Annotated in this window: 30 protein-coding genes; 11 read left to right on the top strand and 19 right to left on the bottom strand. The window is 66.4% G+C overall.

Annotated elements, in window-relative coordinates; all coding sequences use genetic code 11:
• Positions 1 to 243: 243 nt before the first annotated feature.
• The 3 genes from CJ014_RS22930 to CJ014_RS22920 form a co-directional block, all read right to left on the bottom strand.
• A complete protein-coding gene (locus CJ014_RS22930) occupies positions 244 to 1206 on the bottom strand; it encodes a CCHC-type zinc finger protein (protein WP_100082831.1) in 963 nt (320 codons plus the stop codon).
• Between the two features lie 262 nt (positions 1207 to 1468).
• Entirely contained in the window at positions 1469 to 3724 is a 2256-nt protein-coding gene (locus CJ014_RS22925) for a bifunctional DNA primase/polymerase (protein ID WP_100082830.1), read from the bottom strand.
• Position 3725: 1 nt separating this feature from the next.
• A complete protein-coding gene (locus CJ014_RS22920; RefSeq protein WP_133121919.1) occupies positions 3726 to 4067 on the bottom strand; it encodes a DUF6511 domain-containing protein in 342 nt (113 codons plus the stop codon).
• Positions 4068 to 4235: 168 nt separating this feature from the next.
• Between CJ014_RS22920 and CJ014_RS22915 the strand changes: the two genes are divergently transcribed.
• Together CJ014_RS22915 and CJ014_RS22910 are read left to right on the top strand one after the other, a co-directional pair.
• On the top strand, positions 4236 to 4514 hold the full coding sequence (locus tag CJ014_RS22915) for a hypothetical protein (RefSeq protein WP_100082828.1): 279 nt from the start codon (positions 4236 to 4238) through the stop codon (positions 4512 to 4514).
• The gene (locus CJ014_RS22910; protein WP_100082827.1) at positions 4514 to 4774 is read left to right on the top strand and encodes a hypothetical protein; all 261 of its coding nucleotides are present in this window, start codon (positions 4514 to 4516) and stop codon (positions 4772 to 4774) included. Before CJ014_RS22915 ends, CJ014_RS22910 begins: the two co-directional genes overlap by 1 nt.
• 23 nt (positions 4775 to 4797) lie before the next feature.
• Here CJ014_RS22910 and CJ014_RS22905 read toward each other — a convergent pair whose 3' ends face one another.
• From CJ014_RS22905 to CJ014_RS22885, 5 genes are all read right to left on the bottom strand, one after another.
• Positions 4798 to 5310, bottom strand: coding sequence for a winged helix-turn-helix domain-containing protein (locus CJ014_RS22905; protein ID WP_245427581.1), 513 nt, complete (start codon positions 5308 to 5310; stop codon positions 4798 to 4800).
• Positions 5307 to 5510: a hypothetical protein gene (locus CJ014_RS22900; protein WP_100082826.1), complete on the bottom strand. Its 204-nt coding sequence runs from the start codon at positions 5508 to 5510 to the stop codon at positions 5307 to 5309. The genes CJ014_RS22905 and CJ014_RS22900 overlap by 4 nt, the downstream gene beginning before the upstream one ends.
• A 156-nt stretch (positions 5511 to 5666) precedes the next feature.
• Positions 5667 to 6107: a DUF669 domain-containing protein gene (locus CJ014_RS22895; protein WP_100082825.1), complete on the bottom strand. Its 441-nt coding sequence runs from the start codon at positions 6105 to 6107 to the stop codon at positions 5667 to 5669.
• 119 nt (positions 6108 to 6226) lie between these two features.
• Entirely contained in the window at positions 6227 to 6442 is a 216-nt protein-coding gene (locus tag CJ014_RS22890) for a hypothetical protein (protein WP_133121918.1), read from the bottom strand.
• A gap of 153 nt (positions 6443 to 6595) precedes the next feature.
• The gene (locus CJ014_RS22885) at positions 6596 to 7507 is read right to left on the bottom strand and encodes a helix-turn-helix transcriptional regulator (RefSeq protein ID WP_100082823.1); all 912 of its coding nucleotides are present in this window, start codon (positions 7505 to 7507) and stop codon (positions 6596 to 6598) included.
• Between the two features lie 152 nt (positions 7508 to 7659).
• Between CJ014_RS22885 and CJ014_RS22880 the strand changes: the two genes are divergently transcribed.
• From CJ014_RS22880 to CJ014_RS27935, 4 genes are all read left to right on the top strand, one after another.
• Positions 7660 to 9861: a TonB-dependent siderophore receptor gene (locus CJ014_RS22880; RefSeq protein ID WP_100082822.1), complete on the top strand. Its 2202-nt coding sequence runs from the start codon at positions 7660 to 7662 to the stop codon at positions 9859 to 9861.
• Positions 9862 to 10142: 281 nt separating this feature from the next.
• Positions 10143 to 10901 (top strand): LexA family transcriptional regulator, encoded by a 759-nt coding sequence (locus tag CJ014_RS22875; RefSeq protein WP_165790958.1) that lies wholly within the window; start codon positions 10143 to 10145, stop codon positions 10899 to 10901.
• Between the two features lie 767 nt (positions 10902 to 11668).
• The gene (locus CJ014_RS27940; protein WP_165790957.1) at positions 11669 to 12040 is read left to right on the top strand and encodes a hypothetical protein; all 372 of its coding nucleotides are present in this window, start codon (positions 11669 to 11671) and stop codon (positions 12038 to 12040) included.
• A 173-nt stretch (positions 12041 to 12213) separates the two neighbouring features.
• Entirely contained in the window at positions 12214 to 12954 is a 741-nt protein-coding gene (locus CJ014_RS27935) for an SIMPL domain-containing protein (protein ID WP_165790956.1), read from the top strand.
• A gap of 138 nt (positions 12955 to 13092) precedes the next feature.
• Here the strand turns inward: CJ014_RS27935 and CJ014_RS22865 are convergent, their stop codons facing one another.
• The 4 genes from CJ014_RS22865 to CJ014_RS22850 form a co-directional block, all read right to left on the bottom strand.
• Positions 13093 to 13506 (bottom strand): acyl-CoA thioesterase, encoded by a 414-nt coding sequence (locus CJ014_RS22865; protein ID WP_100082819.1) that lies wholly within the window; start codon positions 13504 to 13506, stop codon positions 13093 to 13095.
• Positions 13503 to 13787, bottom strand: coding sequence for an HlyU family transcriptional regulator (locus tag CJ014_RS22860; protein ID WP_100082818.1), 285 nt, complete (start codon positions 13785 to 13787; stop codon positions 13503 to 13505). Before CJ014_RS22860 ends, CJ014_RS22865 begins: the two co-directional genes overlap by 4 nt.
• 336 nt (positions 13788 to 14123) lie before the next feature.
• Positions 14124 to 14495, bottom strand: coding sequence for a type II toxin-antitoxin system VapC family toxin (locus CJ014_RS22855; RefSeq protein ID WP_100082817.1), 372 nt, complete (start codon positions 14493 to 14495; stop codon positions 14124 to 14126).
• Positions 14489 to 14713, bottom strand: coding sequence for a ribbon-helix-helix protein, CopG family (locus CJ014_RS22850; RefSeq protein WP_245427578.1), 225 nt, complete (start codon positions 14711 to 14713; stop codon positions 14489 to 14491). Before CJ014_RS22850 ends, CJ014_RS22855 begins: the two co-directional genes overlap by 7 nt.
• Before the next feature lie 284 nt (positions 14714 to 14997).
• On the opposite strand from CJ014_RS22850, the gene CJ014_RS22845 reads away from it, so the two are divergent.
• Together CJ014_RS22845 and CJ014_RS22840 are read left to right on the top strand one after the other, a co-directional pair.
• A complete protein-coding gene (locus CJ014_RS22845) occupies positions 14998 to 16947 on the top strand; it encodes an oxidoreductase (protein WP_100082815.1) in 1950 nt (649 codons plus the stop codon).
• A gap of 19 nt (positions 16948 to 16966) precedes the next feature.
• Complete coding sequence (locus tag CJ014_RS22840; protein ID WP_100082814.1) at positions 16967 to 18112, top strand: iron-containing alcohol dehydrogenase; 1146 nt, start codon at positions 16967 to 16969, stop codon at positions 18110 to 18112.
• Positions 18113 to 18126: 14 nt separating this feature from the next.
• Here the strand turns inward: CJ014_RS22840 and CJ014_RS28060 are convergent, their stop codons facing one another.
• On the bottom strand, positions 18127 to 19416 hold the full coding sequence (locus tag CJ014_RS28060; protein WP_133121917.1) for a methyl-accepting chemotaxis protein: 1290 nt from the start codon (positions 19414 to 19416) through the stop codon (positions 18127 to 18129).
• A 262-nt stretch (positions 19417 to 19678) separates the two neighbouring features.
• Between CJ014_RS28060 and CJ014_RS27640 the strand changes: the two genes are divergently transcribed.
• Complete coding sequence (locus CJ014_RS27640) at positions 19679 to 20566, top strand: LysR family transcriptional regulator (RefSeq protein WP_165790955.1); 888 nt, start codon at positions 19679 to 19681, stop codon at positions 20564 to 20566.
• 193 nt (positions 20567 to 20759) lie between these two features.
• Here the strand turns inward: CJ014_RS27640 and CJ014_RS22820 are convergent, their stop codons facing one another.
• Genes CJ014_RS22820 through CJ014_RS22800 form a run of 5 tightly spaced genes read right to left on the bottom strand, consistent with a single transcriptional unit; the run spans position 20760 to position 23458 of the window.
• Positions 20760 to 21356, bottom strand: a complete 597-nt coding sequence (locus CJ014_RS22820; RefSeq protein WP_245427575.1) for a Fic/DOC family protein — start codon at positions 21354 to 21356, stop codon at positions 20760 to 20762.
• Complete coding sequence (locus CJ014_RS22815) at positions 21353 to 21559, bottom strand: hypothetical protein (protein ID WP_100082811.1); 207 nt, start codon at positions 21557 to 21559, stop codon at positions 21353 to 21355. The genes CJ014_RS22820 and CJ014_RS22815 overlap by 4 nt, the downstream gene beginning before the upstream one ends.
• A 51-nt stretch (positions 21560 to 21610) precedes the next feature.
• Complete coding sequence (locus CJ014_RS22810; protein WP_100082810.1) at positions 21611 to 22258, bottom strand: glutathione S-transferase family protein; 648 nt, start codon at positions 22256 to 22258, stop codon at positions 21611 to 21613.
• Positions 22259 to 22279: 21 nt separating this feature from the next.
• Complete coding sequence (locus tag CJ014_RS22805; RefSeq protein ID WP_100082809.1) at positions 22280 to 22765, bottom strand: VOC family protein; 486 nt, start codon at positions 22763 to 22765, stop codon at positions 22280 to 22282.
• A gap of 33 nt (positions 22766 to 22798) precedes the next feature.
• Positions 22799 to 23458 carry a TetR/AcrR family transcriptional regulator gene (locus CJ014_RS22800; protein WP_100082808.1) on the bottom strand — a complete coding sequence of 220 codons (660 nt, stop codon included), beginning with the start codon at positions 23456 to 23458 and terminating at the stop codon, positions 22799 to 22801.
• Between the two features lie 352 nt (positions 23459 to 23810).
• Between CJ014_RS22800 and CJ014_RS22795 the strand changes: the two genes are divergently transcribed.
• Complete coding sequence (locus CJ014_RS22795) at positions 23811 to 24056, top strand: CopG family ribbon-helix-helix protein (RefSeq protein WP_100082807.1); 246 nt, start codon at positions 23811 to 23813, stop codon at positions 24054 to 24056.
• On the top strand, positions 24053 to 24343 hold the full coding sequence (locus CJ014_RS22790; protein ID WP_100082806.1) for a type II toxin-antitoxin system RelE/ParE family toxin: 291 nt from the start codon (positions 24053 to 24055) through the stop codon (positions 24341 to 24343). The genes CJ014_RS22795 and CJ014_RS22790 overlap by 4 nt, the downstream gene beginning before the upstream one ends.
• A gap of 52 nt (positions 24344 to 24395) precedes the next feature.
• Here CJ014_RS22790 and CJ014_RS22785 read toward each other — a convergent pair whose 3' ends face one another.
• Positions 24396 to 25265, bottom strand: coding sequence for an alpha/beta fold hydrolase (locus CJ014_RS22785; protein ID WP_100082805.1), 870 nt, complete (start codon positions 25263 to 25265; stop codon positions 24396 to 24398).
• Between the last annotated feature and the right edge of the window lie 104 nt (positions 25266 to 25369).

The raw sequence follows: 25369 nt of genomic DNA, 5'->3' as shown, positions 1-25369 counted from the left end.
CAAAGCCAGGGGCGAGCCGAAACTCACCCACATCTGGATGCAATTCCAGCAACTGGCGGGCAGCCGCGATAGCGACGGCGAAGGTCCATGCCTGATTTGATCTGCTCAATTAGAATTAGCGGACGATCCTCAAGGGGATGAAATCCGATTGGATCGAACTTCATTCGGCGCAACAGTTCGAGCGACTCCCCCGACTGCGCCACAATCCACTCATGGGCCCGTGCAGCCGAGCGATATCCCTCGTCACTCCCGCATCACCTTTTCCCAAGTGTACGCGCAATAGCTGCACAGACCAGGATAGTCGGGATTGTACTCATGAACCGTAATATCGGCACCACAGCGGCTGCATTCGCCTGCGACCGTTTCCTTGCAGGCAAAGCAAACGCTGACTTCTCCATTCTCCACATAGGCCTCGGCGTTGCAGTTGGGGCAGGTCGCGATCGGTGACGATTCACCGTCCTTGGCGGCATGGTAGGCATCAATCTCGTAGCTAGCCGACACGACCATTTCAGCAAGCTGCTGCTGATGGTATTCCTGGCCACACTGAAAACACTTGCCGTAGGCCGCTTCGCTGTTGGTATTGTCGCGGTCAGTCTGACCGATAAGTGACGAGCCACAGTTGCGGCAGGATATACGATCCAGCCCTTGGACCTCACCAGGCCAATTCAGGCGGAGGAGGCTGTCAATGCAGCTCTTCTGCATCCTGTTAAAGGCATTCGTCTCTTCAAGGATCGTGTCCCAGACATCTGCCAATACGTCTTGAGGATCTTCCTGCAGCGTTTCCAAGAAGTCGATAATCATTGAAAATGAGGCGGCTATCGCCTCCTTCAGTGCACCAACAGGTTCGGCCAGATGATAGTGTTCAAGATTGTTTCGGAATCGCTGTAGCTTTTCGATGTTCACGTCCGGCCATGATAATCCGAATTTCTTGAACCGGCTCTTGAGCTGGGCGAGATCCACCGTCGCATAGCCGACGACTTCATGATCGACGCCTCCGTCACCATCGGGAACGGGCTCGAATTTCGCGCCAATGATCTCCATCGGATTGGCTTCGGGAGCGGCGCGGATGAGGCATTCCTTGCCCAGTAACAGCAGGCCCGCATAGTAGTTGCGCGCCGCACTTAGCATTCTTGCGTCCGATCCTTCTCGGAAGTCCTCCATACCGAGAACGATCGAAGTCACCGCATTGTCAAAAATGTCCGCCATGCCCCTGCCCGCAGCCCAGCAGCTTTGATAAGTTGACTCTAAGCCAATTGAAACGAGACGTCATCTCGACCAAGGGCGGTCAAGTCAGGCCGGTCAACCAATCTCCGCTTTCCGGTGTGGGCGCCTGGAACCCGACTGACGGTTCTCCGGTTGTTGACGTCACAGTCAGATAGGCGGACGGACAGATTTCGAGAAATCGTCGAGTTAGCATGAACGGCTGAAATTAAGGCGCATTGCGGTCGTCTTGAGCAACTCCCCTCCCCTACCCCCTCAAAAAATACACCGTCTTCCGCGGTCCTCCCCCCTCCGTCGCCACGCTCTCCCGCGTGATCGCGCCGGTATCCTCTAGCGTCTCGATCACCTCCCTCAGTTCCCGCGCCTTCAGCCGGCTCTTCATCCGCGCCCGTAGCGTTTCTTGCGATATCTCGCCGCCCTCGGCGTCGATTAGCCGCAGCACGCGGTTGGCTTCGGCTTGGAAATCGGTTTCGGAGATGTAGAGGCGGCCCATGCGGTAGAGCGTGCGGGCCGACCACAGCGCCACTGCCCGACCCCATTCCATGTCGTCCTTGGTGATCTCCGGCGCCACCGGGTCGCGGCCGCCGGCCCGGATGGTGGCCATGCGCACGGCCATCTCGGCGGCGCGGCCGATGAAGTTCTCGGCGTCGTGGTCGCGGTCCTGCCAGGCGAGGATGTCGCGCTGGAAGCCCATGTAGACCGCCTCGGCGCCCGGCCCCCAGGGGATGACGAACGGCTCGATCTCGACGTCGGTCTCGTGCAGCTTGGAGGCGACGACGAGCGGATTGCCGCCGCCGAACAGCCGCCTCAGGCTCTCCGACAGCTTCTCGGGCACCACGAGCGGCGGCTCCGGCGGTTCGCGGTCCTCGGTGCGGCTCGCCACGGTCAGCAGCGTGAAGCGGTTGAGGAAGCCGTTGCTGACGTCGCCGCCGTCCAGCGCCTCGAAGAAATCCTCCGGCGTCGAGGCGCCGTAGATGGACAGCGCCGGCGCCCGCACGGTGCGGGCCGGCGTCGCCGCCCATTCCGGCGTCGTCATCAGGCCGAAGTTGGTGCCCCACACCGAGCGCATGATCTTGGAGATGCCGCGCTCGAAGCCGGAGGCGCGCTTGGCGTTGATGCGTTTGAGGAAGGAGCCGAACTCGTCCATCGGGCAGAGCGACAGCGGCTCGCGCTCGATGAAGTGGATCACCGCCGGCATGGAGATGAACTCGTCCGGCCCGATGGTGCGGGCCATCTTCGCCGCCGCCAACAGACGCTTGATCTGTTGCAGCGCGTGGTCCTTGCCGACGCCGGACGGCGCCAGCGCCAGCATGTAGAGCACCGTCGAGCTCAGCGTCGGCCCGGCCCAGAAGCGGCCCATGGCGGTGCCGACCAGCGTCAGCGCCGCGCCGAGCGCCAACACCCGGTTGGGCCGGCGGGCGGTGGCCGAGATCCAGTCGGTGATGTCGCCGACGAGACCGGGCACGCGGGTCAGCGCGTCGGGGAATTCCACCGCCGCGCGGGCGCGCTTCACCTCGTGCACCACCTCGCCGGTGTCGCCGTCGACCACCGCGCCGCCGCGCTCCCTGACCAGGCGGCGCGGCCCTTTCCTGGGCGGTGGGGCGTCGCGCGGCTGCGTCCTGCCCTTTTTGAGGCCGCTCCTGATCGTCGCCAGAGAGGCCGGCAAGCCGTCGTCGGCGACAAGGCCGCACGCCTCGGCCGCCGAGGTGAGCAACGACATTGCCGCCGCCTCGCCGACCCAGCCGGCGCCGACCATCTGGCCGAGCGCGAAGGCGCTGCGGTTGAGCTGGTTGTTGCGGCCGCCCTTGCCGGCGGCGCGCAAGGCGTCGATCTCGGCGGCGATGGCCTTGTCGGCGTAGCGGCCGAGCCGCGTGTCGGCGATGGGCGGCGCGGCCGGGCGCTGGCGCGGCGCCGGCTTCGCCGCCGGCGGATCGATCAGCGCATAGAGCCAGTCCGGCACCGGCGGCGCCGCCACCAGCGCGCCGGCCAGCACCGGTTGATAGGCGCCCTCGCCGTCGGCCCTCAGCGCGCCGGGCGCCACCACGTAGCCGCCGTGGCCGCGGATGTTGATGCCGCGCCCCTTGAGCAGCCCCTCGCGGTTGCCGTGGGCGCGGCCGCCGGGCTGCCGGAAATAGATGTGGCGGCCGCCCGAGGGCGTGTCGACGGCCGGCGCGCCCGCCTCGCCGCCGCTCACCTCGGCCCAGGCCGTCAGGCCGTCGGCGCCCCCGTCGTGCCGGTCGAGATCGACCACCAACAGGCCCGACCGCCCCAGGTGGAGGGCCGGCATGGCGTCCGGCCAGCGCCGCCACCACACCTCGATCGCCGCTGCGTCGGTGGTGGCGTCGAGGCTCCAGCGCACCGATGGGCACGGCTTCTTGGCGTCCGGCCCGGCGCCGCGCACCGGGAAGACGGCAAGGCCGGCGCGCGCCAGCTCCAGCGCCAGCGCCCGGTTGGGGGCCGGCGATAGATCGGCGATGGCAAAGGGCGTCGTCAGCCGGGCCATGTCAGGGCGTCGCCTCGCCCTCGACCAGCCGGCGGATCTCCTCGACGAAATGCGTCTGGAAGGCCCGGAGGAAGCTCTCGTATTCCTCGGTGGTCAGCACGGCGAGGTCGGTCTTGCCGATGGTGTCGAGGAACTGGCCGGCCCGCCGCGCCGCCAGGGCGAAGGCCCGCCGCTCGACGGCGTCGAAATCGCGCATGCGAGTGGCCGTTCGGGCCCTGGCAAGGCCGCAGTCGTTGCACACCCAGACCGCCGGCGGCCGGCCGCCCGGCGAAAAGCCGATGCCGTCGGCCCGCCGGCCGCAGAGGCCGCAGGTGGCATGGTGGAACGAGGCGGGATTGGTCATGCCGCCGCGCTCCCGCAGCCGGCCCCGGAGGCCCACCCAAAATTGTGCTTTCCTTTTTCGACGAGATAAGACATTCTTAACTTATCAAAGGAAAGCCCGCTAAATTGCGGGTTTCCGCCCATCGCCCCCGCCACCATTTCGCATGTCTTCCGAAGGGAGGGACGATTTTTGGTTGTATCGGCCAATCCGAGACGCAAGGCGCATCTTGAACTTGAAGGGCGCGCTCCGGTCCCCTTCGCCTTCCGGAGCAACGCCTGGTTTCGCAGCGACGGCAGCCTGATCGTCGAGGGCCGGTCGAGCCTCGAGGAGGACTGGACGCTGATGATCGGCGCTCGCGGGCGCATCGACATCGACGACGCCGGGCCGAAGCTCGGCGTCAGGATCGCGGCAACCGACCATGCGCGCGGCATCGTGCGCTTCGTCGTCCAACCAAGGATCATTTCCTGATGGAACCCCGCAAGACGATCACTCCGAGACAGGCGATCGCCCGTGTCCAGGAACTGGCCCAGGCCAACTTCGGCCCGATCGGCGCCGTGAACTTCGAGTTCGTGCCGCTGGCCGAGGGCGTGGACGTCGCACCCAACTGGAACCTGACCTTCCGCGCCGCCCCGGCCAATCGGCAAGCCCTCGACAGCCGGCGCATGCGGGCCATCCAGCTCGCCGTCGAGCAGGTGCGGGCCGATCACCCGAGGGTCCGCTGGCCCTGAGCCCGTCCGCCGGCGGCGCCCGGTCACGGCGCGCCGCCGATCCGCGCCATCAGCCGGCGCTTGTTCTCCTCGGTCATGGCGTAACCCTGGCCCCAGATGGTCTCGATCCGCACCTGGAATTTTCCGAGCTTGCCGCGGATCTTGCAGACGAACACGTCGACGATCTTCGGCTCGGCCTCCGGCGCCACCACCGCGTGCAGATGCGGCTTGGTGCAGGCGCGCGCCTGCATCAGGCATTGGATGAGCCGGCCCTCGGCCGGGGTGAGGCCGAACGCTTCTTTCAGGCGCATCAGGAAGTCCGGCCGCTCGTCGAGGCGGATCGGCGCCGTGGTCGGCTGCCTGAGCCGCGAGCCGGCCGGCCAGTCGGCGGCCGGCATCTCGACGATGACGCCGTCGTCCAGCGCCTGCCGCACGATGCCGTGGGCGCTGTCGTAGGGGATCTTGAAGGTGCGGCTCAGGGCGCCGATCGGCACGCCCTCGTCGGCCAGCCGCACGATGGAATTGCCGACGAAGGTGCCGCGCAGCGGATGGCTCATCGCCGCGCCTCCCTGCCGGCCAGCGCCGCGTCGGCGAGGTCGAGCGCCTCGTCGATGGTGAAGGCGCCGAGGCAGCGGCCGTCGTGCGACACGGGATATCTGGTCGTCAGCTCCAGGAGACAGTAGGGCCGGATGGCCTCCAGCACCCTGGCGGCGACCAGCAGGGCGGTCCTGTCGTCGGGCATGGCTTCGTCGTTCATCGTCACGCCTCCGTGCGATGTGGGGGTGGATCGGATTGTCGGGGCGGGATGCTGCTAGAGCATCATCCGACCGGAGTGAAACGAGGATCGAAAAGATGATGCTTAAGAAACAAAAACTTAGAGCGCCGATCTGATTCAATCGGATCGAACGGCGCTCTAAGGATCCCAGGGCCGGCGGCCGGCCGCCTGTCGCGGCGGCGGCAAGGGGCGCGCGGCCGGCGGGCGATAGTCCTTGATGACGGTCTGGTCGCCGTAGTCGCCGCTGCCCGGCCGGATGTCGACGCGGATGGTCACGGCGATGCCGTGCAGTTCCCGGCTGTCGGCGATGCCGGCAAGGCCGGCGGCGGCGCAGAGGCGCCCCAGCCGCTCCTGGGCGATGCGCTGCGCTATGGCGTTGGCGTTGACGATGTTGAGCCGCTCGACGACGCGCCGCCGCCGGAACGCGCCGGCCGTCACCTCGAAGATCAGCTTCAGCATCTCGTCGCCGCCCGCGGCGGTGGGCACGACGGCGCTTTCCACCACCTCGGCCTGATAGTCGCCCTTGGGCAGCAAGCCGGGCGGCATATCGGCCGGCGGCGATCGGTCGGGCCTTGCCATCGGAGTCTCCGTTTCATCGCTGGCGGGGAATATGGGGGAGGCCTCGCCGGAAAGCTCGGCCTCCCCCGCCCCACGACGAGCCCGTCGGCCGTCGAATTCATATGCGGTGTAGCGCCCCGCTACGAAGCGGGCCGGTTGGTCCCCGGCCGGTCGGTTCCGGCCGTCAGGGCCGCCTCGACGCGTTCGAGGGTCTTGAGCGTCAGCGAGCCGCCGGCCCGGAGCCGCGCCACGAACTTGCCGTCGTTGACCGCGTAGCGGCCGAAGGTGCTTTCGCGGATCCCCCGGGCGGCGCAATGGTCTGCAATGCGGGAGAGAAGAAAGGGTATCGGGTTCATGCGGCGATTGTAATGGTCAAAATCCCATTCTGTCAACGGGCAAATGACCATCAGCGGTTTCCCCGATCCATGGGAAATGTCCCATCAATTGGGAAACACATAAATATCAATCGGTTGAACGAATTTCCCACGGCAAGGGCCGATGGGCTCGCCTCACCGGCGCAGCGTCCTGGGCGTCACGCCGAACGCCCGCTTGAAGGCGGTGGTGAAGCTGGACGTGCTGGAATAGCCGGCCATGAAGGCCGCCCGGCCGATCGAGATGCCCTCGTTCGCCAGGGCCTCGCGGGCCATTTCGAGGCGGCGATTGCGGATGAAATCGTAGACCGTGATACCGAAATGATCCTTGAAGTGGCGCTGCATCGTCGAACTGCTCTGGCCGACCGCCCGGGCGACGGTCTCGACGGTCAGGTCCTCGTTCACGTTGGCGATCAGGTAGTCGCGTACCTCCTGGCTCTGCCTGAGGCTCATGTAGGACGGCTTGGCGCTGGCCGGGGTGGTGGAGGCGGCCAGCGCCGCCAGCGCCCCGGTCATGATCTCGAGCGCGTGGGCGCGCCGGTTCAGCGCCTGGATTTCGTCGCGCAGCGCCGGGGGCGGATCGAGGATCTGGCCGGCCAGATGCTGGATCTGGCGGTTGGGCTCGAAGGAAAACCGGCTGAGATGGCTGGAAAAGAACGCCCGGAGCTCCGGCGTGCTGCGCCGCTCCTCCGGCACAAGCCGGTCGAGCCACGGCCGCGGCGCCGAAATCATGATCTTCTTCAGGGGAACCGGGCTGTCGTTGATGAAGCGGAGGGCGCAGAACCGCGCGACGTTCAGCATGAACACCAGCGGCCGGGGATCGGCCTCGTCGCCGGCATCGATCCGGAAGTCCTGGTCGTCCATGACGAAATGCTGCGCACCCTGCAACAGCACCATGACGATGAATTTCGGCCAGACCTCGTAGATCTCGTTGTCTTCCGAGCAGGCCGCCACCCCCTGTATGGCGCCGACGAACAGGTGGTCCGGAATGGCCGGACGCGGAACCGGATCGCAGGCCGGGGCAACGGGTGTCGGCGTCTCGTGTCGCATCGCGTCTGTCAGCTCTGGCGTTTTCGCAAAAAACATTGCCGGTTTCGTGAAACCCTTCCGCGTCGACTCCGCTCATGGCCCGACAATATACATGGCCATCATAGTCATATTTAAAGCCCCGCCAAGGGGTCGATCTGTCGCGGAGTCTACCTATGGTCCCACATTCCGTCCGCCCCTCGGGTCCCACGCTCCTCAGGGCGGCGCTGTTCGCCGCCGCGAGCACGCTGTCGATCGGCGCGGCGCACGCCCAACAGGCTGCCGACGCAACGGAACTGTCGACCATCGTCGTCGAAGGGACGGGCGAAAAGGGCGACGGCCCGGTCAAGGGCTACGTGGCCAAAAAGAGCCGGGCCGGCACCAAGACGGACACGCCGATCGAGAAGACGGCCCAGTCCATCGCCGTCGTCCCGAAGCAGCAGATGCAGGACCAGCAGGTGCAGTCGGTCGCCGAATCCCTGCGCTACACGCCGGGCGTCTTCGCCGAATATCGCGGCGCCTCCAACCTGCGCGACGAGATCTTCACCCGCGGCTTCTACTACACGCCGCGCTATCTCGACGGCCTGTTCCTCGGCGGCGAGCTGTCCTACGCCAAGATCGATCCCTATCTCCTGGAGCGCGTCGAACTGATCGGCGGGCCGTCGTCGGTCCTCTACGGCCAGGCCAACCCGGGCGGCCTCATCAACGAAGTGAGCAAGAAGCCGACGGACGCCCCCTTGCGCGAGGTGCAGTTCTCCTACGGCACCGACCGGCATTTCGGCGCCGCCGTCGATTTCAGCGACCGCCTGTTCGGCAGCGACACCCTCGCCTGGCGCCTCGCCGCCTCCGGCCTCAGCACCGACCTGCAGGAGAACTTCACCAAGCAGCGGTCGATCGCCGTCGCCCCGTCGCTGACCTGGACGCCCGACGCGGAGACGAAGCTGACGCTGCTCGGCGGCTATCAGAACGAACCGAAGGCCGGCTATCGCAACTTCCTCGACGCCGCCGGCACCGTCTACCCGATGACCGGCTACGGCTATGTCCCGCGCGACCTGTTCATCTCCGATCCGGACTACGAGCATGCCAGCCGCGAGCAGGCCTGGCTGGGCTACGAATTCGAGCGCAAGCTCAGCGACACGTTCACCTTCCGCCAGAACGCCCGCTATCAGTATCTGGATTGGGATCACCGGACGCTGGTCTACGGCAGCGCCAGCTACGACGCGGGAACCGGCCACACGCTGGTCAGCCGCAACGCCAGCGGCGGCAGCGACGACTGGCGCCAGTTCGCCATCGACAACCAGCTCCAGGCCGATTTCCAGACCGGCGCGCTCGACCACACGCTGCTCGCCGGCCTCGACTACCGCTACCGCACCCGCGACTACGTGTGGGGCCGCGCCTCGGCGCCGTCGCTGGATCTGAACGACCCGCAATACGGCGGCTCGGCCTACAGCGGCATCGCGCTGGCCACAACGGACTCGCAGGATCTGACGGCCTATCAGGTCGGCCTCTACCTTCAGGATCAGATCGAGATCGGCAACCTGAACCTCAGCGCCGGCCTCCGCCACGACTGGGCCAGCACCGACATCGACGACCGGCTGGATAGTGACAACAACCACTCCTACGACGACGGCGCGCTGACCTGGCGCCTCGGCGCCCTCTACGCCTTCGACAACGGCCTTGCGCCCTATGTCAGCTATTCCACGTCCTTCGAACCGTCGCTCTATGCGCCCGAGGCCGGCGGCAAGGCGTTCGATCCGACCACGGCCGGCCAGTTCGAAATCGGCGTCAAATATGCACCGGAAGGCACCAACCTGCTGTTCACCGCCGCCTACTACGACCTCCGCCAGAAGGACGTGGTGCAGGGCACCTGGAACAACACCTTCGGCCGCACCGTCTACAGCCAGATCGGCGCCGTGCACAACCAGGGCGTCGAGCTGTCCGCCCGCGCCAATTTCGACAGCGGCTTCTCGCTGACCGGCGCCTATTCCTACATTTCCTCGGAGATCACCGACACGATAACGGCCAACGAACTGGGCAAGACGCCGGCCCGCATCCCCGAGCATCAAGCCTCGTTGTGGGGCACCTACGCCTTCTCGAGCGGTGCGCTGGATGGCCTGACGCTGGGGGCCGGCGTGCGCTACATCGGCAAGAGCTGGGGCAACAACACCAACACCTTCGAGGTGGACGACACCACCCTGTTCGATGCCATGGCCAGCTACGATTTCGGCGCGCTCGACGCCGACTTCGAGGGCCTCTCCCTCCAGGTCAACGTCAAGAACATCGCCGACACCGAATATGTCGCCTCCTGCGCCAGCGCCTACGCCTGCTTCTACGGCAGCGGCCGCACCGTGCTCGCCACGCTGAAGAAAACCTGGTGAATGGGCCAATGGGCTGGCGGCGCTGGTCGGATGCCGGTGGTTCGAGGCCGACATGCGCCGCCGCCGATCCCGGCATCCGAGCAAGTGGAAAGGTTGCGAATAGCGCGGTTATCTACTGATTCCACTAAAGCTTTCGAATTCGACATCTGAACCCGGCCGACATCCGGCTCCGGATCAAATGTCGAATTCGCTCCTCCAGAACAATTCCCGTTGCAAAACTTCGAGCCATTTCTGCCGGAATTGCGCTGGACAAGCCCATCGAAATGGGCATAATCCCACTTATGGAACAGACTTGGAAATCACGCCTCGAACTGCTGATGCGCCAGAAGGGCTTCAACATGAAGTCGCTGTCGCTCAAGGCCGAGCTCGGCGAAACCTATGTGCGCGATATCCTGAAGCGCGGCCGCGATCCGGGCATGGAGAAGATGCGCGCGCTGGCCGACGTGCTGGGCGTCCGGCTCAACGAGATCATGAACGAGCCCTACATCATCAGCCGCGACGGCGGCGAGGAGCACGGGTTCCGCGAAGGCGGCGATGCGCCCGAGCGCGTGCCGTTCGACGACGCCAACGACAACGGCTGGCAGGAGGGCTGGAAGGCCCGGCTGCCCGGCGGCTCGGCCGAGGTCGACGCGCGGGCCGGCGCCGGCGACGGCTCGTCCGGCCAGGTGCTGACGCTGAAGTCCGGCGGCATCCAGTCCGGCCACCTCGTCACCGGCGAATGGGTGGTGCCGCGCGCCCATCTCGGCGCCAATCCGGCCCGCGTCATCTTCCTGCCGGTCATCGGCACCTCGATGCAGCCGATCCTCAACCCGTCCGACGTGGTCGCCGTCGACACCGCCGTCAGCGACATCAAGGACGCCGAGATCTACGTCATCGAGGAGGGCGACGGCCCGTCGGTCAAGCGCCTGCGCGTCAACCACGACGACAACCCGCGCACCGTCGACATCATCTCCGAGAACCAGGCCGTGCCGCCCAAGCGCCGCCCGGCCGAACTGGTGCGCGTCATCGGCCTCGTCATCGGCAAGTGGTCGCGGATGTAGGGCGCTGCCCCTACGCCGCCCTTCGGCGGCTTGCCGCGCCGAGCCCTGTATCAGCGGCTCGTTCTATCCTGCCCGAGGTCCTACGCCTTCGCGTAGGATGACAAATTATACAGATAAAACAAATATATAGAACTACCGTCCCGCGTGAAGGCGGAGGACCCCGGGCAGAGCCCAAAATACGACGCCAATATCAGGCACCCCTTCCTGCCCGATATGATCCGCCTTCGCGGACCATGACGTGCCCAGGGCAATTCCCGGGCAAGCTTGAGAAACAGCGTGCCCGGGAATTTACCCCGGGTACCAGTGAGCCGCCCTCCCTTTGTTCCCCATATATAAGGCTGTCATCCTCGCGCAGGCGAGGACCTCAGGCAGAACAAAGCTCGACGCCGATATGGCGCTCCAGCAACGCAAGGCGCCTGATGCACCCCTCATCCCCTTCTCGTCCCGAGGTCCTCGCCTTCGCGAGGATGACAATCTATGGGACCATGGGAAGCGATGCGCTCGGCGATGACGGCAACCTATGTAACTGTTTTATATATATAAATCTGTCATCCTCCGCGAAAGCGGAGGACCTCAGGCAGGACAGGACACGACGCCGATATCAGGCGCGCCCCTCCATTCCCAGACGAACCAGCCCGTCATGCTCCTCCCTCAACCCATCGGCCTCGCCGGTTGAATGGGAAACACACCATTCCCACTAGTTGACAAAATGGTCTATTTCCCATTATCGTTTCTTCACGCCGCCCGCCGGCGGAAGGGAGATCGCCTTGCTCGATACCGACGCCATCTGGGCCAACCGCCTCGCCGCCTATCCCGATCGCTTCGACGCGCCCGACCTCACCGGTCAGGCGGTGGACGTGCCCACCCACGTGGAGCTGATCGGCCGGGCCGGCGTGCTGATCGGCGGCATCGACTGCGTCGTCACCATGGAGCACGACGGCGACGACTGGGAAATCGCCGCCATAGCCTATCGCTCGGAATTCGGCGGCCCCGGCCACGATTTCGACGCGCCGCGCCTGAGGTCCCGGCCGCCGGACGGCACGCTGGCCGACCTTGCCGAGCGGGAAATCCTCCGCCTCGTCGACGGCCAGTACAATGCGCTTGCCGACGCCGCGACGGCGGAGGCGCGGGCCGCCTGATCCCTTTCCGTGCATGGCAACTTCCGGTCGTCTCGTCTCCCACGAATCCGCCCCAATGTCGGGCGAAGGTCGGCCGATCGGGGCTTCGCCCCGAAAGAAACTGCCCTCGGGCTTTGCCCCGAAAGAAACTGCCCTCGGGCTTCGCCCGAAAGAAAACGACGGAGAGACCGACGATGATCGCCATGACCCGCCCGCTGCTCGTCGCCGCAGGCCTGATGCTGTTGCCCGCCGCCGCCTTTGCCGCCGACACCATTGCCAATCCGGCGACGGCCACGCTGACGCTCACCGCCGACGGCGTCGTCAGCGCCCCGCCCGACACGGCCATCGTCTCGCTCGGCGTGGTCCAGGAGGCCGACACCGCCGACGCCGCGCTCACCGCCAACAACAAGGCGATGGAAAAAACGCTGGCCGCCCTGAAGGAGGCCGGCGTCGCCGACCGGGACATCGCCACCTCCTCGTTCACCATCGACCCGGTGATCAGCTATCCGCCGCAGAAGTCCGACGGCACGCAGGAGCCGCCGAAGATCACCGGCTATCGCGTCTCCAACGCCGTCACCGTCAAGCTGCGCGACATCGCCAAGGCGGGCGGCCTGCTCGACAAGGTGATCCGCGTCGGCGCCAACGACGTGCGCGGCGTCAGCTTCACCGTCGACGACCAGGACAGCCTGATGGACGAGGCGCGCGTCGCCGCCATGAAGACGCTGGAAACCCGCGCGGAACTCTACGCCAGGACGGGCGGCTTCACGCTGAAGCGCATCGTCGCCGTCTCCGAGGGCAGCCAAGACCGCCCGCCGATGCCGATGATGATGGCCAAGGCGGTACCGCAGGCCGAGTCCGTGCCGATCGCCGCCGGCGAGCAGGACATCCGCGCCACCGTCAACGTCACCTGGGAAATCGAGCCAGCGGCCCAATAAATCATCCATCGGCTTCCGGTCGTCTCGCGAGCCCGGCTAGAGCGTTTCCGTGTTTCATGGGAACGCAGAAACGCTCTATCTTTTTGAATTGACGCATTTTCTTCACGCGAACCGGTGTCCGCTTCGCTCGAAAATGCTCTAGCCGGCTCGCGGGCGATCGACCGGCCGGGGCCGGCCGTTGTCGTCGATCGCCACATAGGTGAACTCGCCCTCGGTCACCTTCTCGTGCACGTCGGAGATGAAGCGGCGCACCCAGGCCTCGATGCGGATATGCATCGAGCTGCGGCCGACGCGGACGATCTCGGTATAGGCGCACAGGATGTCGCCCACCTTCACCGGCCGGTGGAACACCATGGCGTTGACGGCCACCGTCACCACCCGGCCGCCGCAGCGCTGCACCGCCGCCATGCCGCCGGCCGAATCCATCTGGCTCATCAGCCAGCCGCCGAAGATGTCGCCGTTGGCGTTGGTGTCGGCCGGCATGGCGATGGTGCGGATGGCCAGCTCGCCGCGCGGCGCCTCGGCGTCCGCCGTCGTCGCCTCGGCCGTCATTCGAAGACCGACTTGCCCAGTTGGTCGACGATCAGCCGGCCCTTCTCGAAGGCCATGTCCTTGGCCGTGTCGGGATCGCTGAACTTGTCGGCGCGGATGAACCGGTGCTCGCGCGTGACGCCGTTCTCCTCCAGGCTGACCACGCCGCAAAGCTGCCACTGCCCCTCGGCCTTGAACGGCGTCGCGGCGATCTTGAAGCCCTTGTAGTCCTGCGTCTCGGCCGGCTTTTCCGCCGCCGGCGCGCTGTCACCGAGGCCGAACAGTTTTTTCAGGAACGACATGGACTTCTCTCCTCTGAGGCGTGTCCCAAGCAATAATGCGAGGCGCCAGGGAGGGCAAGGCGGACGGCTGAAACTCAGCCGTTCGGCCAAGCGGTTGGATGCCGGTCCTTCAACGGCTCGCCCGTGGCAGGGCGCCCTATACACCCCCCTCGCCCTTTCCTGCCCGAGGTCCTGCGCCTTCGCGCAGGATGACAATTTATAGAGATGAAACAATCGGATAGCGCACCACCCCTCTCCACCAAACTATCATCCTGCGCGAAGGCGCAGGACCTCGGGCAGGACGGAGCGGGCGGCGGATATAGGGCGCCCCGTGAACCGGCACCGGCGCTCCCTGCCTCACCCCTTCAGCCCATAGGGAATCCGCACGCCGGGCATATCCGGCGGGAAATCCCGGCTGTTGCGCGTGACGAGCAAGGCCCCGGCCACATCGGCCGTCGCCTTGATGATCGCGTCGGGCAGGCGGATGCGCGATCCGCGCCGGAGGACCACCGCCCGCTCGGCGATCTCCGCGTCGACGCCGATCGTTTCGAAGGCGGCGAGAAAGGCCCGCGTCGCCGCCTCGACGCTCGCGTCGGCGCCGACCATCACCTCCATCCAGGTGACGATGCTGATGGCGCTGCGGTCATAGCGCCTCAGTTCCTCGCGGGCTTCCGGAACGCCCTGAAGATAGTCGATCAGGATGCAACTGTCGAAGACGGGCTTCACCATTCCGAACGCATCCGCTCCTGGTAGGCGAGGCCGTCCTCGCCGCCGCGCCAGAGGCCGAAGGCCGCGTCGACGTCGCTCGTCTGCGCTTCGTCGACCAGGCGGGACAGCGCCGCCCGGATCAGCGACGCCCTCGAGACGCCCCGCTCGCGCGACAGGGCGTTCAGCTTTTCGACCATGTCGTCGGGAATATCGACCAGCGCCCGCATCTTCATCTCCATCTGATATGCATATCATATATCACTAGTGCCAAACCGTTCAAGCGGCATCCGCCCCAAGTATCCTCACCCAAAAACTCATGTAATATGTATACAAATCCGCGTTGTGGCAGGCACAAAACAATTGTGTTTGCAGTCTATCCGGCATTCGTGCTGTCTGATCACCTATGAATCCGCCTGAAAAGCGTAAGCATAATGACTTATCTTGGCAAATTCAGGCCGCCTCCATGAGTAATTACCCGCCGTCGCGACCGGAATTATCTCAAGGAAACTACAGAGGACGCAGGATGTTCACGCATCTTTTCTCGAAGGGACGCATCGGCACGCTCGAACTCAAGAACCGCGTGGTCATGTCGCCGATGGGCAACTACCTGGCCAATGCCGACGGTTCGGTGTCCGAGGCCGATATCGCCTTCTATACGGCGCGCGCCAAGGGCGGCGTCGGCCTGATCTTCACCGAATGCATGATCGTCGACTACCGGCGCGGCAAGGGCAACACCCACCAGATCGCCGCCGCCGACGACCGCTTCATCGCCGGCCTCGAACGGCTGGCCGACAGCGTCCACGCCCATGATGCCCGGATCATCGGCCAGATCTACCACCCCGGCCGGCAGGGCGTCAGCGCCATCAACGAGAACCTGCCGATGCTGGCGCCGTCGGTCACCGAATGCGGCGTCGTCCACCAGCCGACGGCGGCGATGACCACCGCCGAGGTGGAGGACATGGTCGGCAAGTTCGCCGCCGCGGCGCTCCGCCTGAAAAAGGCCGGGCTCGACGGCGTCGAGGTGCACGGCGCCCACGGCTATCTCGTCAACGAATTCCTCAGCCCCTACACCAACCGGCGCGACGACCGCTACGGCGGCAGTTTCGACAACCGCCTGCGCTTCCTGGCCGAGATCGTCGAGGCCATCCGCCGCGCCTGCGGCCCGGATTTCCCGCTGGTGGTGCGCCTGTCCGTCGACGAGTTCGTCGAAGGCCAGCCGAGCCTGAAGCTCGAGGACGGCGTCCGCATCGCCCAGGAACTGGAGAAGCTCGGCGTCGACGCCATCGACGTCAGCGCCGGCATCTACGAGACCATGAGCGTCGCCTGGGAGCCGACCTCCTACGGAGAGGGCTGGAAGCTCTACCTGTCCGAGGCGGTCAAGAAGGCGGTGAAGGTACCGGTGATCGGCGTCGCCGCCATCCGCGACCCGGCCTTCGCCGACAAGGTGCTCGAGGAAGGCAAGCTCGATTTCGTCGGCTCCGCCCGCCAGCATTTCGCCGATCCCGAATGGGCCAACAAGGCGAAGGAGGGGCGGATCGACGACATCCGCCGCTGCATCTCCTGCCTGTTCTGCATGGAGACGCTGATCTCGGCCGACTTCACCCACCTGCCCTGCCGCTGCGCCATCAACATCGAGGCCGGCCGCGAGATCCGCTACGGCGACATGCCGGAGGACGGCGACGGCCGTGTGGTGGCGGTGATCGGCGGCGGTCCGGCCGGGCTGGAGGCGGCGCGCATCCTCGCCCGGCGCAAGTTCCGGCCGGTGATCTTCGAGAAGCAGGACCGGCTCGGCGGCCAGTTGCTGCTGGCTGAGGTGCCGCCGGGCAAGGAGAAGATCGGCTGGCTGCTCGACTGGCTGGTGCACCAGGTGGAGGCGGCCGGCGTCGAGGTCCGCCTGGGCGAGGAGGCGACCGTCGAGAGCCTCGCCGCCCTGAAGCCCTACGCCGTCCTGGTGGCCGCCGGCTCCGAGCCTTTCCTGCCGCCCAATCTCAAGCGCTCCGACATCACGGTGACGGCGACGGACGTGCTGTCGGGCCAGGCGAAGATCGCCGACAGCAAGGTGGCGGTGATCGGCTCGGGCATGACCGGCATCGAGACGGCGGAGCTGCTGGCCAACGGCGGCAACGAGGTCACCGTCTTCGAGATGGCCGACGCCATTGGGCCGGGGCTCTATTTCCAGAACCTCCTGGACATCATGGCCCACCTCAAGACGCATGACGTCGATTTCTACGCCGGCCACCGCCTCGTCGGCATCGACGGCCGGCAGGCGGTGTTCGAGCAGCGCGACACCGGCGAGACGCGCACCTTCGATTTCGACCGCTACGTGCTGTCGCTCGGCAACCGCCCGACGCCGGTGCCGATGGAGCATCTCACCGGCGCCTTCGACCGGGTGTTCCTGCTCGGCGACGCCGCCAAGCCCGGCCGCATCCGCAACGCGCTCGAGACCGGCTACCAGACCGCCTTCCAGCTCTGACCATTTTCGGGAGAACATCATGCTCGGCAAATATGCCCAAACCTGCCCGGTGCACTTCGGGCGCGGCGCCGTCGCCGCGCTCGGCGGCATCGTCAAGGATCTCGGCGCCACCCGCGTCCTCGTCGTCACCGACCAGGGCGTGGCGGCCACCGAGGGCTACGCCCGCGCCCTCGACAGCCTCAAATCGGCCGACCTCGCCGTGACCGAGTTCACCAAGGTGATCGCCGATCCGCCGGACAGCATCGTCGACGAGGGCGGCGCGCTCGCCCGCGCCGCCGGGATCGACGGCATCGTCGCCATCGGCGGCGGCAGCCCGATGGACGCGGCCAAGGCCATCAACGTGCTCGTCCACAACGATGGACCGGTCAACGCCTATCTCGGCAACCCGTTCTACAAGCCGGGCGTGCCGCTGGTCATGGTGCCGACCACCTCGGGCACCGGCAGCGAGAACACCTCGGTCGGCGTCGTCACCGACACGGCGAAGGGCATCAAGAGCGCGGTGATCGGCAACGCCACCGCCGCCGTCGTCGATCCGGAAATGACGCTGGGGGTGCCGCCGGCGGTCACCGCCAACACCGGCATGGACGTGCTGGCCCAGGCCGCCGAATCGCTGACCAGCAAGGCCCGCAACCCGATGTCGACGGTGCTGGCCGCCGACGCCGTCCGCCGCGTGGTGCGCTGGCTGCCGGTGGCCGTCGAGGACGGCGCCGACTACCGGGCCCGCGAGGAGCTGGCCATCGCCAGCAACTTCACCGGCATCGCCTTCAACGACGCGCTGGTCCATCTCGGCCACGCCATCGCCCATACCCTCGGGGCCAAGTTCCACCTGACCCACGGCACGCTCTGCGCGCTGGCCCTGCCCGAAGTGATGAAATACGCCGCCACCGCCGTTCCCGATCGCGTCCGCCTGGTCGCCGAGGCGGCCGGCGTCGCGCTTGCCGACGGCGACGACGATGCCGCGGCCGGCGAAAAGCTCGCCGCCGCCTTCCGGGCCTTCTCGAGGTCGCTCGGCATTCCCTCGCTGGCCGCCCTCGGCGTCGATCGCCGGGCGCTGCTCGCCCTGGCGCCGGCGGTGACCGAGGATGCCTGCTACGCCTTCGCGCCGCGCGAGATGACGGTGGCGGAGATCGAGGCCGTCCTGGCGGCGATCTACGACAACTACTGAGCCGCCATCGGCCGTCACAGCGCCTGGTAGCTGTTGCCGAGCGCCTCGAGGAAGCCCTGGGCCTGCCTGTTGAGCGTATCCGACTGGGTGGACAGGTCCGCCGATCTCTCGCTGACGGCCGAGGCCGCCAGCTCGGTCTCGTGCGCCGCCGTCTCCAGGTTCTTCAGGGCGCCGCTGATGCTCTCGGCGCCGTCCGACGCCTGGACGACGTTGTCGGCGATCTCCCGCGCGGCGTCGGACTGCTGCTGGACGGCCGCCGCGATCGACGACGAGATCTCGTTGATGCGGCCGATCGTCGCGGCGACGGTGCGGATCGCCGAGACGGTTTCGGTCGTCGCGTCCTGAATGCCCGACACCTGGGTGGAGATGTCCTCGGTGGCGCGCGCCGTCTGGTTGGCCAGGGTCTTCACCTCGGCGGCGACCACGGCGAAGCCCTTGCCGGCCTCGCCGGCCCGCGCCGCCTCGATGGTGGCGTTGAGCGCCAGGAGATTGGTCTGCTCGGCGATTTCCTGGATCAGCCGGATGACGTCGCCGATGCGCGCCGCCGACGCGGCGAGGTTGCCGACGACGGTGGTGGTGGATTCCGCCTGTCCGGACGCCTCCCGGGCGACTTCGGCCGACAGGGCGACCTGGCGGCCGATTTCGCCGATCGACGACGAGAGCTCCTCGGTGGCGGCCGCCACCGAGCGCACGTTGCCGGCCGTCCGGTCGGTGAGCGAGGCCAGCGCCGAGGTCTCGCCGCTGGTGTGCCGGGCCTGGCCGATCAGCTTTTCGGCGGTTTCCCGGAGCGAGGCGGCCGACTCCATCACGGTTTCGGCGACGCCGCCGATGCCGTGCCGGAACGTGCCGGTCAGCTCCTGGAGCTGGCGGTTGCGGGCGAAGTTGGCCTCGCTGTTGGCGATGTCCCGGAAGACGGCGCAGGCGTAGGGAACCCCCTCGACCACCGCCAGGGACACGTCGCCCAGCACGCCGAAGGTGCCGCCCTGGAAGGTCTTGTAGATGGCCGGGCCGGACCACTTGCCGTGCTGCTGGATGGCCGCCTCCACCATCGCGACGAATTCGGGCAGCGGCTGGCCGCCGTACTGGACATCGGCGAACAGCGTGCCGATGGGGCGCCCCCTGAGCGCTTCGAGGGACGGATAGCCGATGCCGTCCAGGAAGCTCCTGTTGGCGTAGACCAGCCCCTCCCGCTCCGGGGCGAGGCAGTTGACGTACATTCCGGACGCCGAAGAATCCATGGCGATGGAGACGATCTCCGCGATGGACGGCTGCAGCTTTTCCCGTTTTCCGCTCAATCCGAACATGGTCTTTCCTTCCCAGTCCAAACGACCAAGGCGAGTGTCTTCCCTTTGATTGCGACCGGGAATAATTGCTAGATCGGCGGACTTAAATTTTCGTTCAGGCAAGCGCCGGCCTGAACGGCCCGGCGCATTTTTCCGGGCGATGCGGGCTCGCATGAGGAAGACGCGCCGGCGATCCACGCCCGACGGACGTTTTGCCGCGGCGCCGATCTCGGCTATGCTCCCTCGGCAGACGCACCGACACCCCGGGGAGCGAGGCGGGTTCTTGGATTTCGATTCGCTCAGATACTTCATGGAGGTCTACCGCGTCGGAACGCTCACCCGCGCCGCCGAGGGCCTTTGCGTGACCCAGCAGGCGGTGAGCCGCAAGATCATCATGCTGGAGGAGGAGCTGGGCGTCCGGCTGTTCCTCCGCACGGCGCGCGGCATGATCCCGACCGAAAGAGGGCTGCGCCTCAGGGAAAAGGCCGAGCTGATCCTCGGCACCGCCGCGGAGATCCGGGACGGCATCGGCGCCAACCCCAAGATGCGCAAGACCCAGTTGAAGATGGGCTTCTCGCCGGGCACGCTGTTCAGCCTCGGCGTCGAGCGCATCATGCGGCTGATCGCCGGCTACGAGGACCTGCACCTCGACATGGCCGAGCATTCCGACAGCGACTGCGAGGCGTCGGTGGTGGACGGCTCGCTCGATTTCGCCATCACCATCAACCCCGGAACCGACAAGGGCCTAGCCTACCTCAGCCTTTATCGCGACGACTATGTCGTGCTGGTCGGCGCCGGCCACCCGCTGGCCGGCAAGGCGGGCCTCCGCCTCGCCGACGTCGCCCGCTATCCGCAGGTGATGCTCGACGACAGCTTCAGGATGCAGGCCCAGCTCATGGCCCGCTTCCGCCGCGACGGCCTGACGCCGACCATCCGGACGCGCATCAGCCACGACCTCAACGTCGCCTACGACCTGGTGGCCGACAACGAGGCGGCGTTCGTTTTCGTCAGGGGCCTGATCCCGGAATCCGCCCTGCGAAAAACCGTCCGCCTGCCCCTCGTCGAGCCGGACCTGTCTTGGGACATCGGCATCATATCCCGCCCCGAAACCCTGGCGCGGCATCCCTCCATCGGCCAACTGGCCGACGACTATCGCGCGGCGGCCGGGTGAAGAGCCGCGTCGCACAATCTGCCGGCTGCCGGCCGAGGGATTCGTTTCCTCGAGAACGCGGCTGCCCCCTCCCCCGCCGGCAGCGCCGGTTCGAGCCGGGCGGGCGGCGGAGGCGGACCACTAAAGCCCATCAGGAAATGCGGCCAGGAGTTACTGCCGGAAACTCACATCGACTTGGCCAACGCTCAAAAGCTCATTTCCTATTCGACCTGACGAGACGGCTTACCGCGCTATTCAGGGCTGCTTCATCGCCCCGGAAGCTCTTCACCATGGCCGCAAGAAAGGCCTCCGGATCGAGCGCGTCGAGATCAAGGGGATGGCCCGCCTGCAACGCCAGGACTGTGAAGAACACGAGCTGCGTTCGTCCGTTACCCTCACGAAAGGCATGAATGGCGTTGAGGTCGGCAAGGAAATGGGCGGCGCGGTCGGCAAATTCCCCAGGCGTCAGGCCGCGAAACAGGTCTTGGTTCTTGAGGTCGAGGAACAGTTTGCGCATTTCCGAAGCGATATGCTCCGGATAGCAGAACATGCTTCCCGCCTTGGAAATTCGAACAGTCCGGAACCGCCCGGCCCATGAATACACATCTTGGAAAAGATGCCTATGAAGGGCCTGATAGTGCCGGACGCTCAGGCGCCCAGCCGGTAAGGGCTCGTCAAACCGCTGGGCCGTCAATTCGTGTTCGAAGGCGTCCAGCGCTGCTTGATCTCTAAGCCCAAGGCGATTCTTGAGGACCGTCGTTCCGGCATAACAGTAGGGATCGGGCACGGCGTCGTAGAACACCTGGATCAAGCCTTCCTGGCATGCCTCTCCAGAAGAGCCCGGCGCCGTTCCTCGGCCGAAAGTCCTTGCCTGTCAAAGTCGGAGAACAGCGTTTCCGATTCCTTCGACAGCTTGATGCCCTCGACGGCGCTGATTTGCCGGAAGGCGGATCGGCCCAGCACGACACCGCTGCTGGCGGAGACCGGCGGAAGCTTGGAGGAGCGCTGTTTCATGGAGATATCCTAGCATAGGACGCTTCTCCCGCCACCACTCTCCAGAACCTGTCACGCCCCCTCCCTGAACACCGCCAGCTGGGCGGCGAAGGCGCGCTGGTAGGCGGGGCGGGCTTCGGCGCGGGCGACGTAGGCGGCGAGATTGGGGAATTCGCCGAGCATGGCGGACGAGTCCGCCAGGCGGAGCAGCACCGACGCCATCATCAGGTCGCCGGCGCTGAACGCGCCGTCCAGCCATTCGGCGTCGCCGAGCCGGGCGGCAAGCTGGGACAGCCGGACGCGGATGCGGTCCTCGGTGAGACGCAGGCGCTCGGCGCCCCAGGATGTCTCGCGTTCGAGCAGCCAGGTGGTCTCGCGATCGAGGATCGGCGGCTCCACCGTGTTGAGCGCCGCGAACATCCAGGTGATCGCCCGCGCCCTCGGCTTCGCCGCCCTCGGCAGCAGGTTCGCATCCTGCTCGGCGATATGCAGAACGATCGATCCCGTCTCGAACAGCACGAGGCCGCCGTCCTCATAGGTGGGAATCTGGCCGAAGGGGTGCAGCGTGAGATGCGCCGCCTCCTTCATCGCCCGGAAGGAAACGAGCCGAACCTCGTAGGGCTGGCCCGCCTCCTCCAGCGCCCAGCGCACGCGCATGTCGCGCGCCAGTCCCTTGCCGCCGTCGGGCGAGCGCTCGAAGGCGGTGATGGTCGGGATCATCGAAGCCTCCCCCGGCTCGCGTCACGGACCGGCGGCCGCCGCCTGTTCCAGCGCCGCGATGTCGATCTTGCGCATGGTCATCATCGCGTCGAAGACGCGCTTCGCCTTGGCGCGGTCGGGACCGGCGGTCAGGTCGAGCAGCAGCTTCGGCGTGATCTGCCAGGAAAAGCCCCAGCGGTCCTTGCACCAGCCGCACTCGCTCTCAGCGCCGCCGTTTCCGACGACCGCGTTCCAGTAGCGGTCCGTTTCCTCCTGGCTGTCGGTCACCACCATGAAGCTGACCGCTTCGTCCGGCGTGAAAAGCGGTCCGCCGTTGAGGCCGACGAACGGTCGCCCCAGCACGGTGAATTCCACGGTCAGCTCGGCGCCTTCCTGGCCGCCGGGAAAATCGTCGGGGGCGGCCATGGCGCGGCCGACGTGGCTGTCGGGAAAGGTCGCGGCATAGAACTCGGCCGCCTTGCGGGCTTCGCCGTGGTCGAACCACAGGCATGTCACGAGATCGGTCATGTCGGTTTCCTCCTCTTGAAACGCGAAGCCGTTTCAGAGCCGTCCGGCGACCGTCCTCGCCGGACCCTCTCGGTCGATGCTTTCCGGCCTCCGGCCGAACAGCAATTCGATGTAGCGCCTGAGGTGGTCGATGCTGTCGGCGGCCACCTCCGCCCCGCCCTTGGCCTTGGCGAGGATGAACGCGCCCTGCAGCACCGCCTGGCTATGCAGGGCGAGCGACTGCGCCGTCCACTCGGGCGTCATGCCCCGCTCGGCCATCGCCGCCTCGATGTCGGCCACGAGCGTCGCCGCATGGCCGCTGATGCTGCGGTCGCAGGCGTCGCGGATGGCCGGCACGCTGTCGTAGGTCTCCTGCACCATGGTGCCGACCAGGCAGGTGAAATCCGGCACGCCGCCCTCGAGCAGCGCTTTGCGGAAATCGACATAGCCGAGGATGCGGTCGAGCGGATCGGCGTGCCGGTGATAGGGCGCGCCGGCGAACAGGGCGCCGGTGGTGTCGGACCAGTGATCGGCCGCGGCGACGCCGAGCTCGTCCTTGCTGCGGAAATGATGGAAGAAGGCGCCCTTGGTCACCCCGGCCGCCGCGCAGAGCTCGTCCACCGTGGTTGCCGAATAGCCCTTGGCGCGGATCACCGCGAGGGCGGCGTCGAGCAGCCTGGAACGGGCATCCGGTCTGGCAGCGGGTCTCGACATCGCGTCCTCCTCGCAATAATACATACCAACTAGTCGGTACTTCATCAAGAGAAATTTCTGGCGGGCGATTGGCTTTTGATGGCAGGGGAGAGCCGGATATATCCCTCGCGCCCTCTCCGGCCCGAGGTCCTCCGCCTTCGCGGAGGATGACAGAATTATATATATGAAACAGCTACATAAGTTTCATGCGATGCGAAAGCGCCGGGCCTTGGGTAGGATTGAACAAACGCCCATTTGCTCTCCTGGCCCTTCGGCGCAGAAGCGGCGGGAGTCGAACCATTCTTGACAAACCAGGTAGATGCACCAACAACCTATGTGAACCAAATTGTGAACCAAAAGGACGCCACACGCCATGACCGCATTCACCGTGCGCCTCGATGACGAGAAAGCCCGCAAACTGGATCGGCTGGCAAGCAAGCTCGACCGGTCGCGTTCCTACCTGGCTGCTCAGGCCATCGACGATTACCTCGCTCGCGAGGAATGGCAGATTGCCGAAATCGAGGCCGGCCTGGCAGAAGCCGACCGAGGCGAGTTCGCAGCAGCCGACGATCTGTCTCGTGTCGTTGCCAAGTATGTCACTTCCCGGCGTAGCGCATGACACGGGAAATCCGCTGGACGAAGCGGGCCGTTCGACGCCTTGATCTTGTCGGGGCACATATCGCGCGGGATGATCCTGAAGCCGCTATGCGTGTGGTGGCGCGGATCATTGCCGGGGTGGACCTTCTGGCGGAACAGCCCGCCATGGGCCGGGTAGGACGTATCAAAGATACACGCGAGCTGGTGTTCGCCGATATACCCTACATCGTTCCTTACAGGGTTCAATCGTCCGCAATTGAAATCCTAACTGTGATGCATACCGCCCGGAAATGGCCGGAGAGCTTGTAGAGATAGGCCGACAGGCTCTCTTCCGATCGCCATCCGCCTCGCCCCCAAACCGTCACCCCACATGCCGCCCGAGGAAGTCCCGCAGGGCGGCGGCGACGGACTCGGGCGCTTCTTCGGCCATGTGGTGGCCGCTGGCGATCGGATAGCGGGCGATCGGGCCGGAGGCCCAGTCCTGCCAGGGCGCGGCGGGATCGCCGTAAAGCTGCGCCATGTCGTCGCGGATCGACCAGATGACCGCCAGCGGCGCGGCAAGGCGCCGGCCCGCCTGGCGGTCGGCCTTGTCGTCGGCATGGTCGAACGCGAGGCCGGCCTTGTAGTCGTCGAGCATGCCCCTGACGACCGTGGGATCGCGCGTCGCGGCGAGGAAATCCGCCGCGTTGTCCCGGCCGAGGCGGGCCTCGTCGAGGGGGTACCAGAGGTCGGGATTGCCGGTGATGGCGGCGAGCGCCTTCTCCGTCTCGGCAAAGAAGAACCAGTGCCACCAGTCGCGCGCGAAGCGCCAGTCGGCGCGCTCCAGCGCCTCGTAGATCGGCACGCCGTCCATCACCGCCAGCGCCGCCACATGCTCCGGAAAGTCCATCGCCAGGCGGAAGGCCCGGTAGGAACCGCGATCGTGGCCGGCCACGGCAAACCGCGGCAAGCCCAGCGCGGTCATGCAGGCCCGCAGCGCCGCCGCCTTGGCGCGGCCGGACGATCCTTCGAGGGTCGGCGGCTGGTAGCTCCTGCCGAAGCCGGGAAGATCGGCGCAGACGACGGTGAAATCGGCGGCCAGCAGGGGCGCCACCTGCCACCACGTCGCATGGGTGCGCGGATGGCCGTGCAGCAGCAACAGCGGAAAGCCGCGCCCGCCGATCCGCAGGCGGAGAACGCCGGACGGCGTTTCCACCTGCCTGAGCTCGAAGCCGGGGAAGAAATCGGCCATGGGAGATCCTCTGCCCGACCAGCGCCTTCCGTGAGAAGATGATCTCAGCCGCCGCCGATAATGCATAACGTTCCCGAATGATCGATGGTTTCCCCCGGACGGAC

The sequence above is a fragment of the Pleomorphomonas carboxyditropha genome (genome assembly GCF_002770725.1).
GTDB classification, from domain to species: domain Bacteria; phylum Pseudomonadota; class Alphaproteobacteria; order Rhizobiales; family Pleomorphomonadaceae; genus Pleomorphomonas; species Pleomorphomonas carboxyditropha.
Note: the sequence above shows the minus strand (reverse complement) of the source record. Positions and strands in the feature narration are given on the sequence as shown.

Coding starts and splice junctions, on each gene's coding strand:
- CJ014_RS22805 (WP_100082809.1), bottom strand. CDS start 22,765: ATGACCGATCTCGTGACATGCCTGTGGTTCGACCACGGCGAAGCCCGC.
- CJ014_RS22810 (WP_100082810.1), bottom strand. CDS start 22,258: ATGATCCCGACCATCACCGCCTTCGAGCGCTCGCCCGACGGCGGCAAG.
- CJ014_RS22795 (WP_100082807.1), top strand. CDS start 23,811: ATGACCGCATTCACCGTGCGCCTCGATGACGAGAAAGCCCGCAAACTG.
- CJ014_RS22815 (WP_100082811.1), bottom strand. CDS start 21,559: ATGAAACAGCGCTCCTCCAAGCTTCCGCCGGTCTCCGCCAGCAGCGGT.
- CJ014_RS22785 (WP_100082805.1), bottom strand. CDS start 25,265: ATGGCCGATTTCTTCCCCGGCTTCGAGCTCAGGCAGGTGGAAACGCCG.
- CJ014_RS22800 (WP_100082808.1), bottom strand. CDS start 23,458: ATGTCGAGACCCGCTGCCAGACCGGATGCCCGTTCCAGGCTGCTCGAC.
- CJ014_RS22890 (WP_133121918.1), bottom strand. CDS start 6,442: ATGAACCCGATACCCTTTCTTCTCTCCCGCATTGCAGACCATTGCGCC.
- CJ014_RS22840 (WP_100082814.1), top strand. CDS start 16,967: ATGCTCGGCAAATATGCCCAAACCTGCCCGGTGCACTTCGGGCGCGGC.
- CJ014_RS22885 (WP_100082823.1), bottom strand. CDS start 7,507: ATGCGACACGAGACGCCGACACCCGTTGCCCCGGCCTGCGATCCGGTT.
- CJ014_RS28060 (WP_133121917.1), bottom strand. CDS start 19,416: ATGTTCGGATTGAGCGGAAAACGGGAAAAGCTGCAGCCGTCCATCGCG.
- CJ014_RS22930 (WP_100082831.1), bottom strand. CDS start 1,206: ATGGCGGACATTTTTGACAATGCGGTGACTTCGATCGTTCTCGGTATG.
- CJ014_RS22865 (WP_100082819.1), bottom strand. CDS start 13,506: ATGACGGCCGAGGCGACGACGGCGGACGCCGAGGCGCCGCGCGGCGAG.
- CJ014_RS22790 (WP_100082806.1), top strand. CDS start 24,053: ATGACACGGGAAATCCGCTGGACGAAGCGGGCCGTTCGACGCCTTGAT.
- CJ014_RS22925 (WP_100082830.1), bottom strand. CDS start 3,724: ATGGCCCGGCTGACGACGCCCTTTGCCATCGCCGATCTATCGCCGGCC.
- CJ014_RS22910 (WP_100082827.1), top strand. CDS start 4,514: ATGGAACCCCGCAAGACGATCACTCCGAGACAGGCGATCGCCCGTGTC.
- CJ014_RS22895 (WP_100082825.1), bottom strand. CDS start 6,107: ATGGCAAGGCCCGACCGATCGCCGCCGGCCGATATGCCGCCCGGCTTG.
- CJ014_RS22905 (WP_245427581.1), bottom strand. CDS start 5,310: ATGAGCCATCCGCTGCGCGGCACCTTCGTCGGCAATTCCATCGTGCGG.
- CJ014_RS22875 (WP_165790958.1), top strand. CDS start 10,143: ATGGAACAGACTTGGAAATCACGCCTCGAACTGCTGATGCGCCAGAAG.
- CJ014_RS22900 (WP_100082826.1), bottom strand. CDS start 5,510: ATGAACGACGAAGCCATGCCCGACGACAGGACCGCCCTGCTGGTCGCC.
- CJ014_RS22845 (WP_100082815.1), top strand. CDS start 14,998: ATGTTCACGCATCTTTTCTCGAAGGGACGCATCGGCACGCTCGAACTC.
- CJ014_RS22855 (WP_100082817.1), bottom strand. CDS start 14,495: ATGGTGAAGCCCGTCTTCGACAGTTGCATCCTGATCGACTATCTTCAG.
- CJ014_RS22850 (WP_245427578.1), bottom strand. CDS start 14,713: ATGGAGATGAAGATGCGGGCGCTGGTCGATATTCCCGACGACATGGTC.
- CJ014_RS22880 (WP_100082822.1), top strand. CDS start 7,660: ATGGTCCCACATTCCGTCCGCCCCTCGGGTCCCACGCTCCTCAGGGCG.
- CJ014_RS22860 (WP_100082818.1), bottom strand. CDS start 13,787: ATGTCGTTCCTGAAAAAACTGTTCGGCCTCGGTGACAGCGCGCCGGCG.
- CJ014_RS27935 (WP_165790956.1), top strand. CDS start 12,214: ATGATCGCCATGACCCGCCCGCTGCTCGTCGCCGCAGGCCTGATGCTG.
- CJ014_RS22920 (WP_133121919.1), bottom strand. CDS start 4,067: ATGACCAATCCCGCCTCGTTCCACCATGCCACCTGCGGCCTCTGCGGC.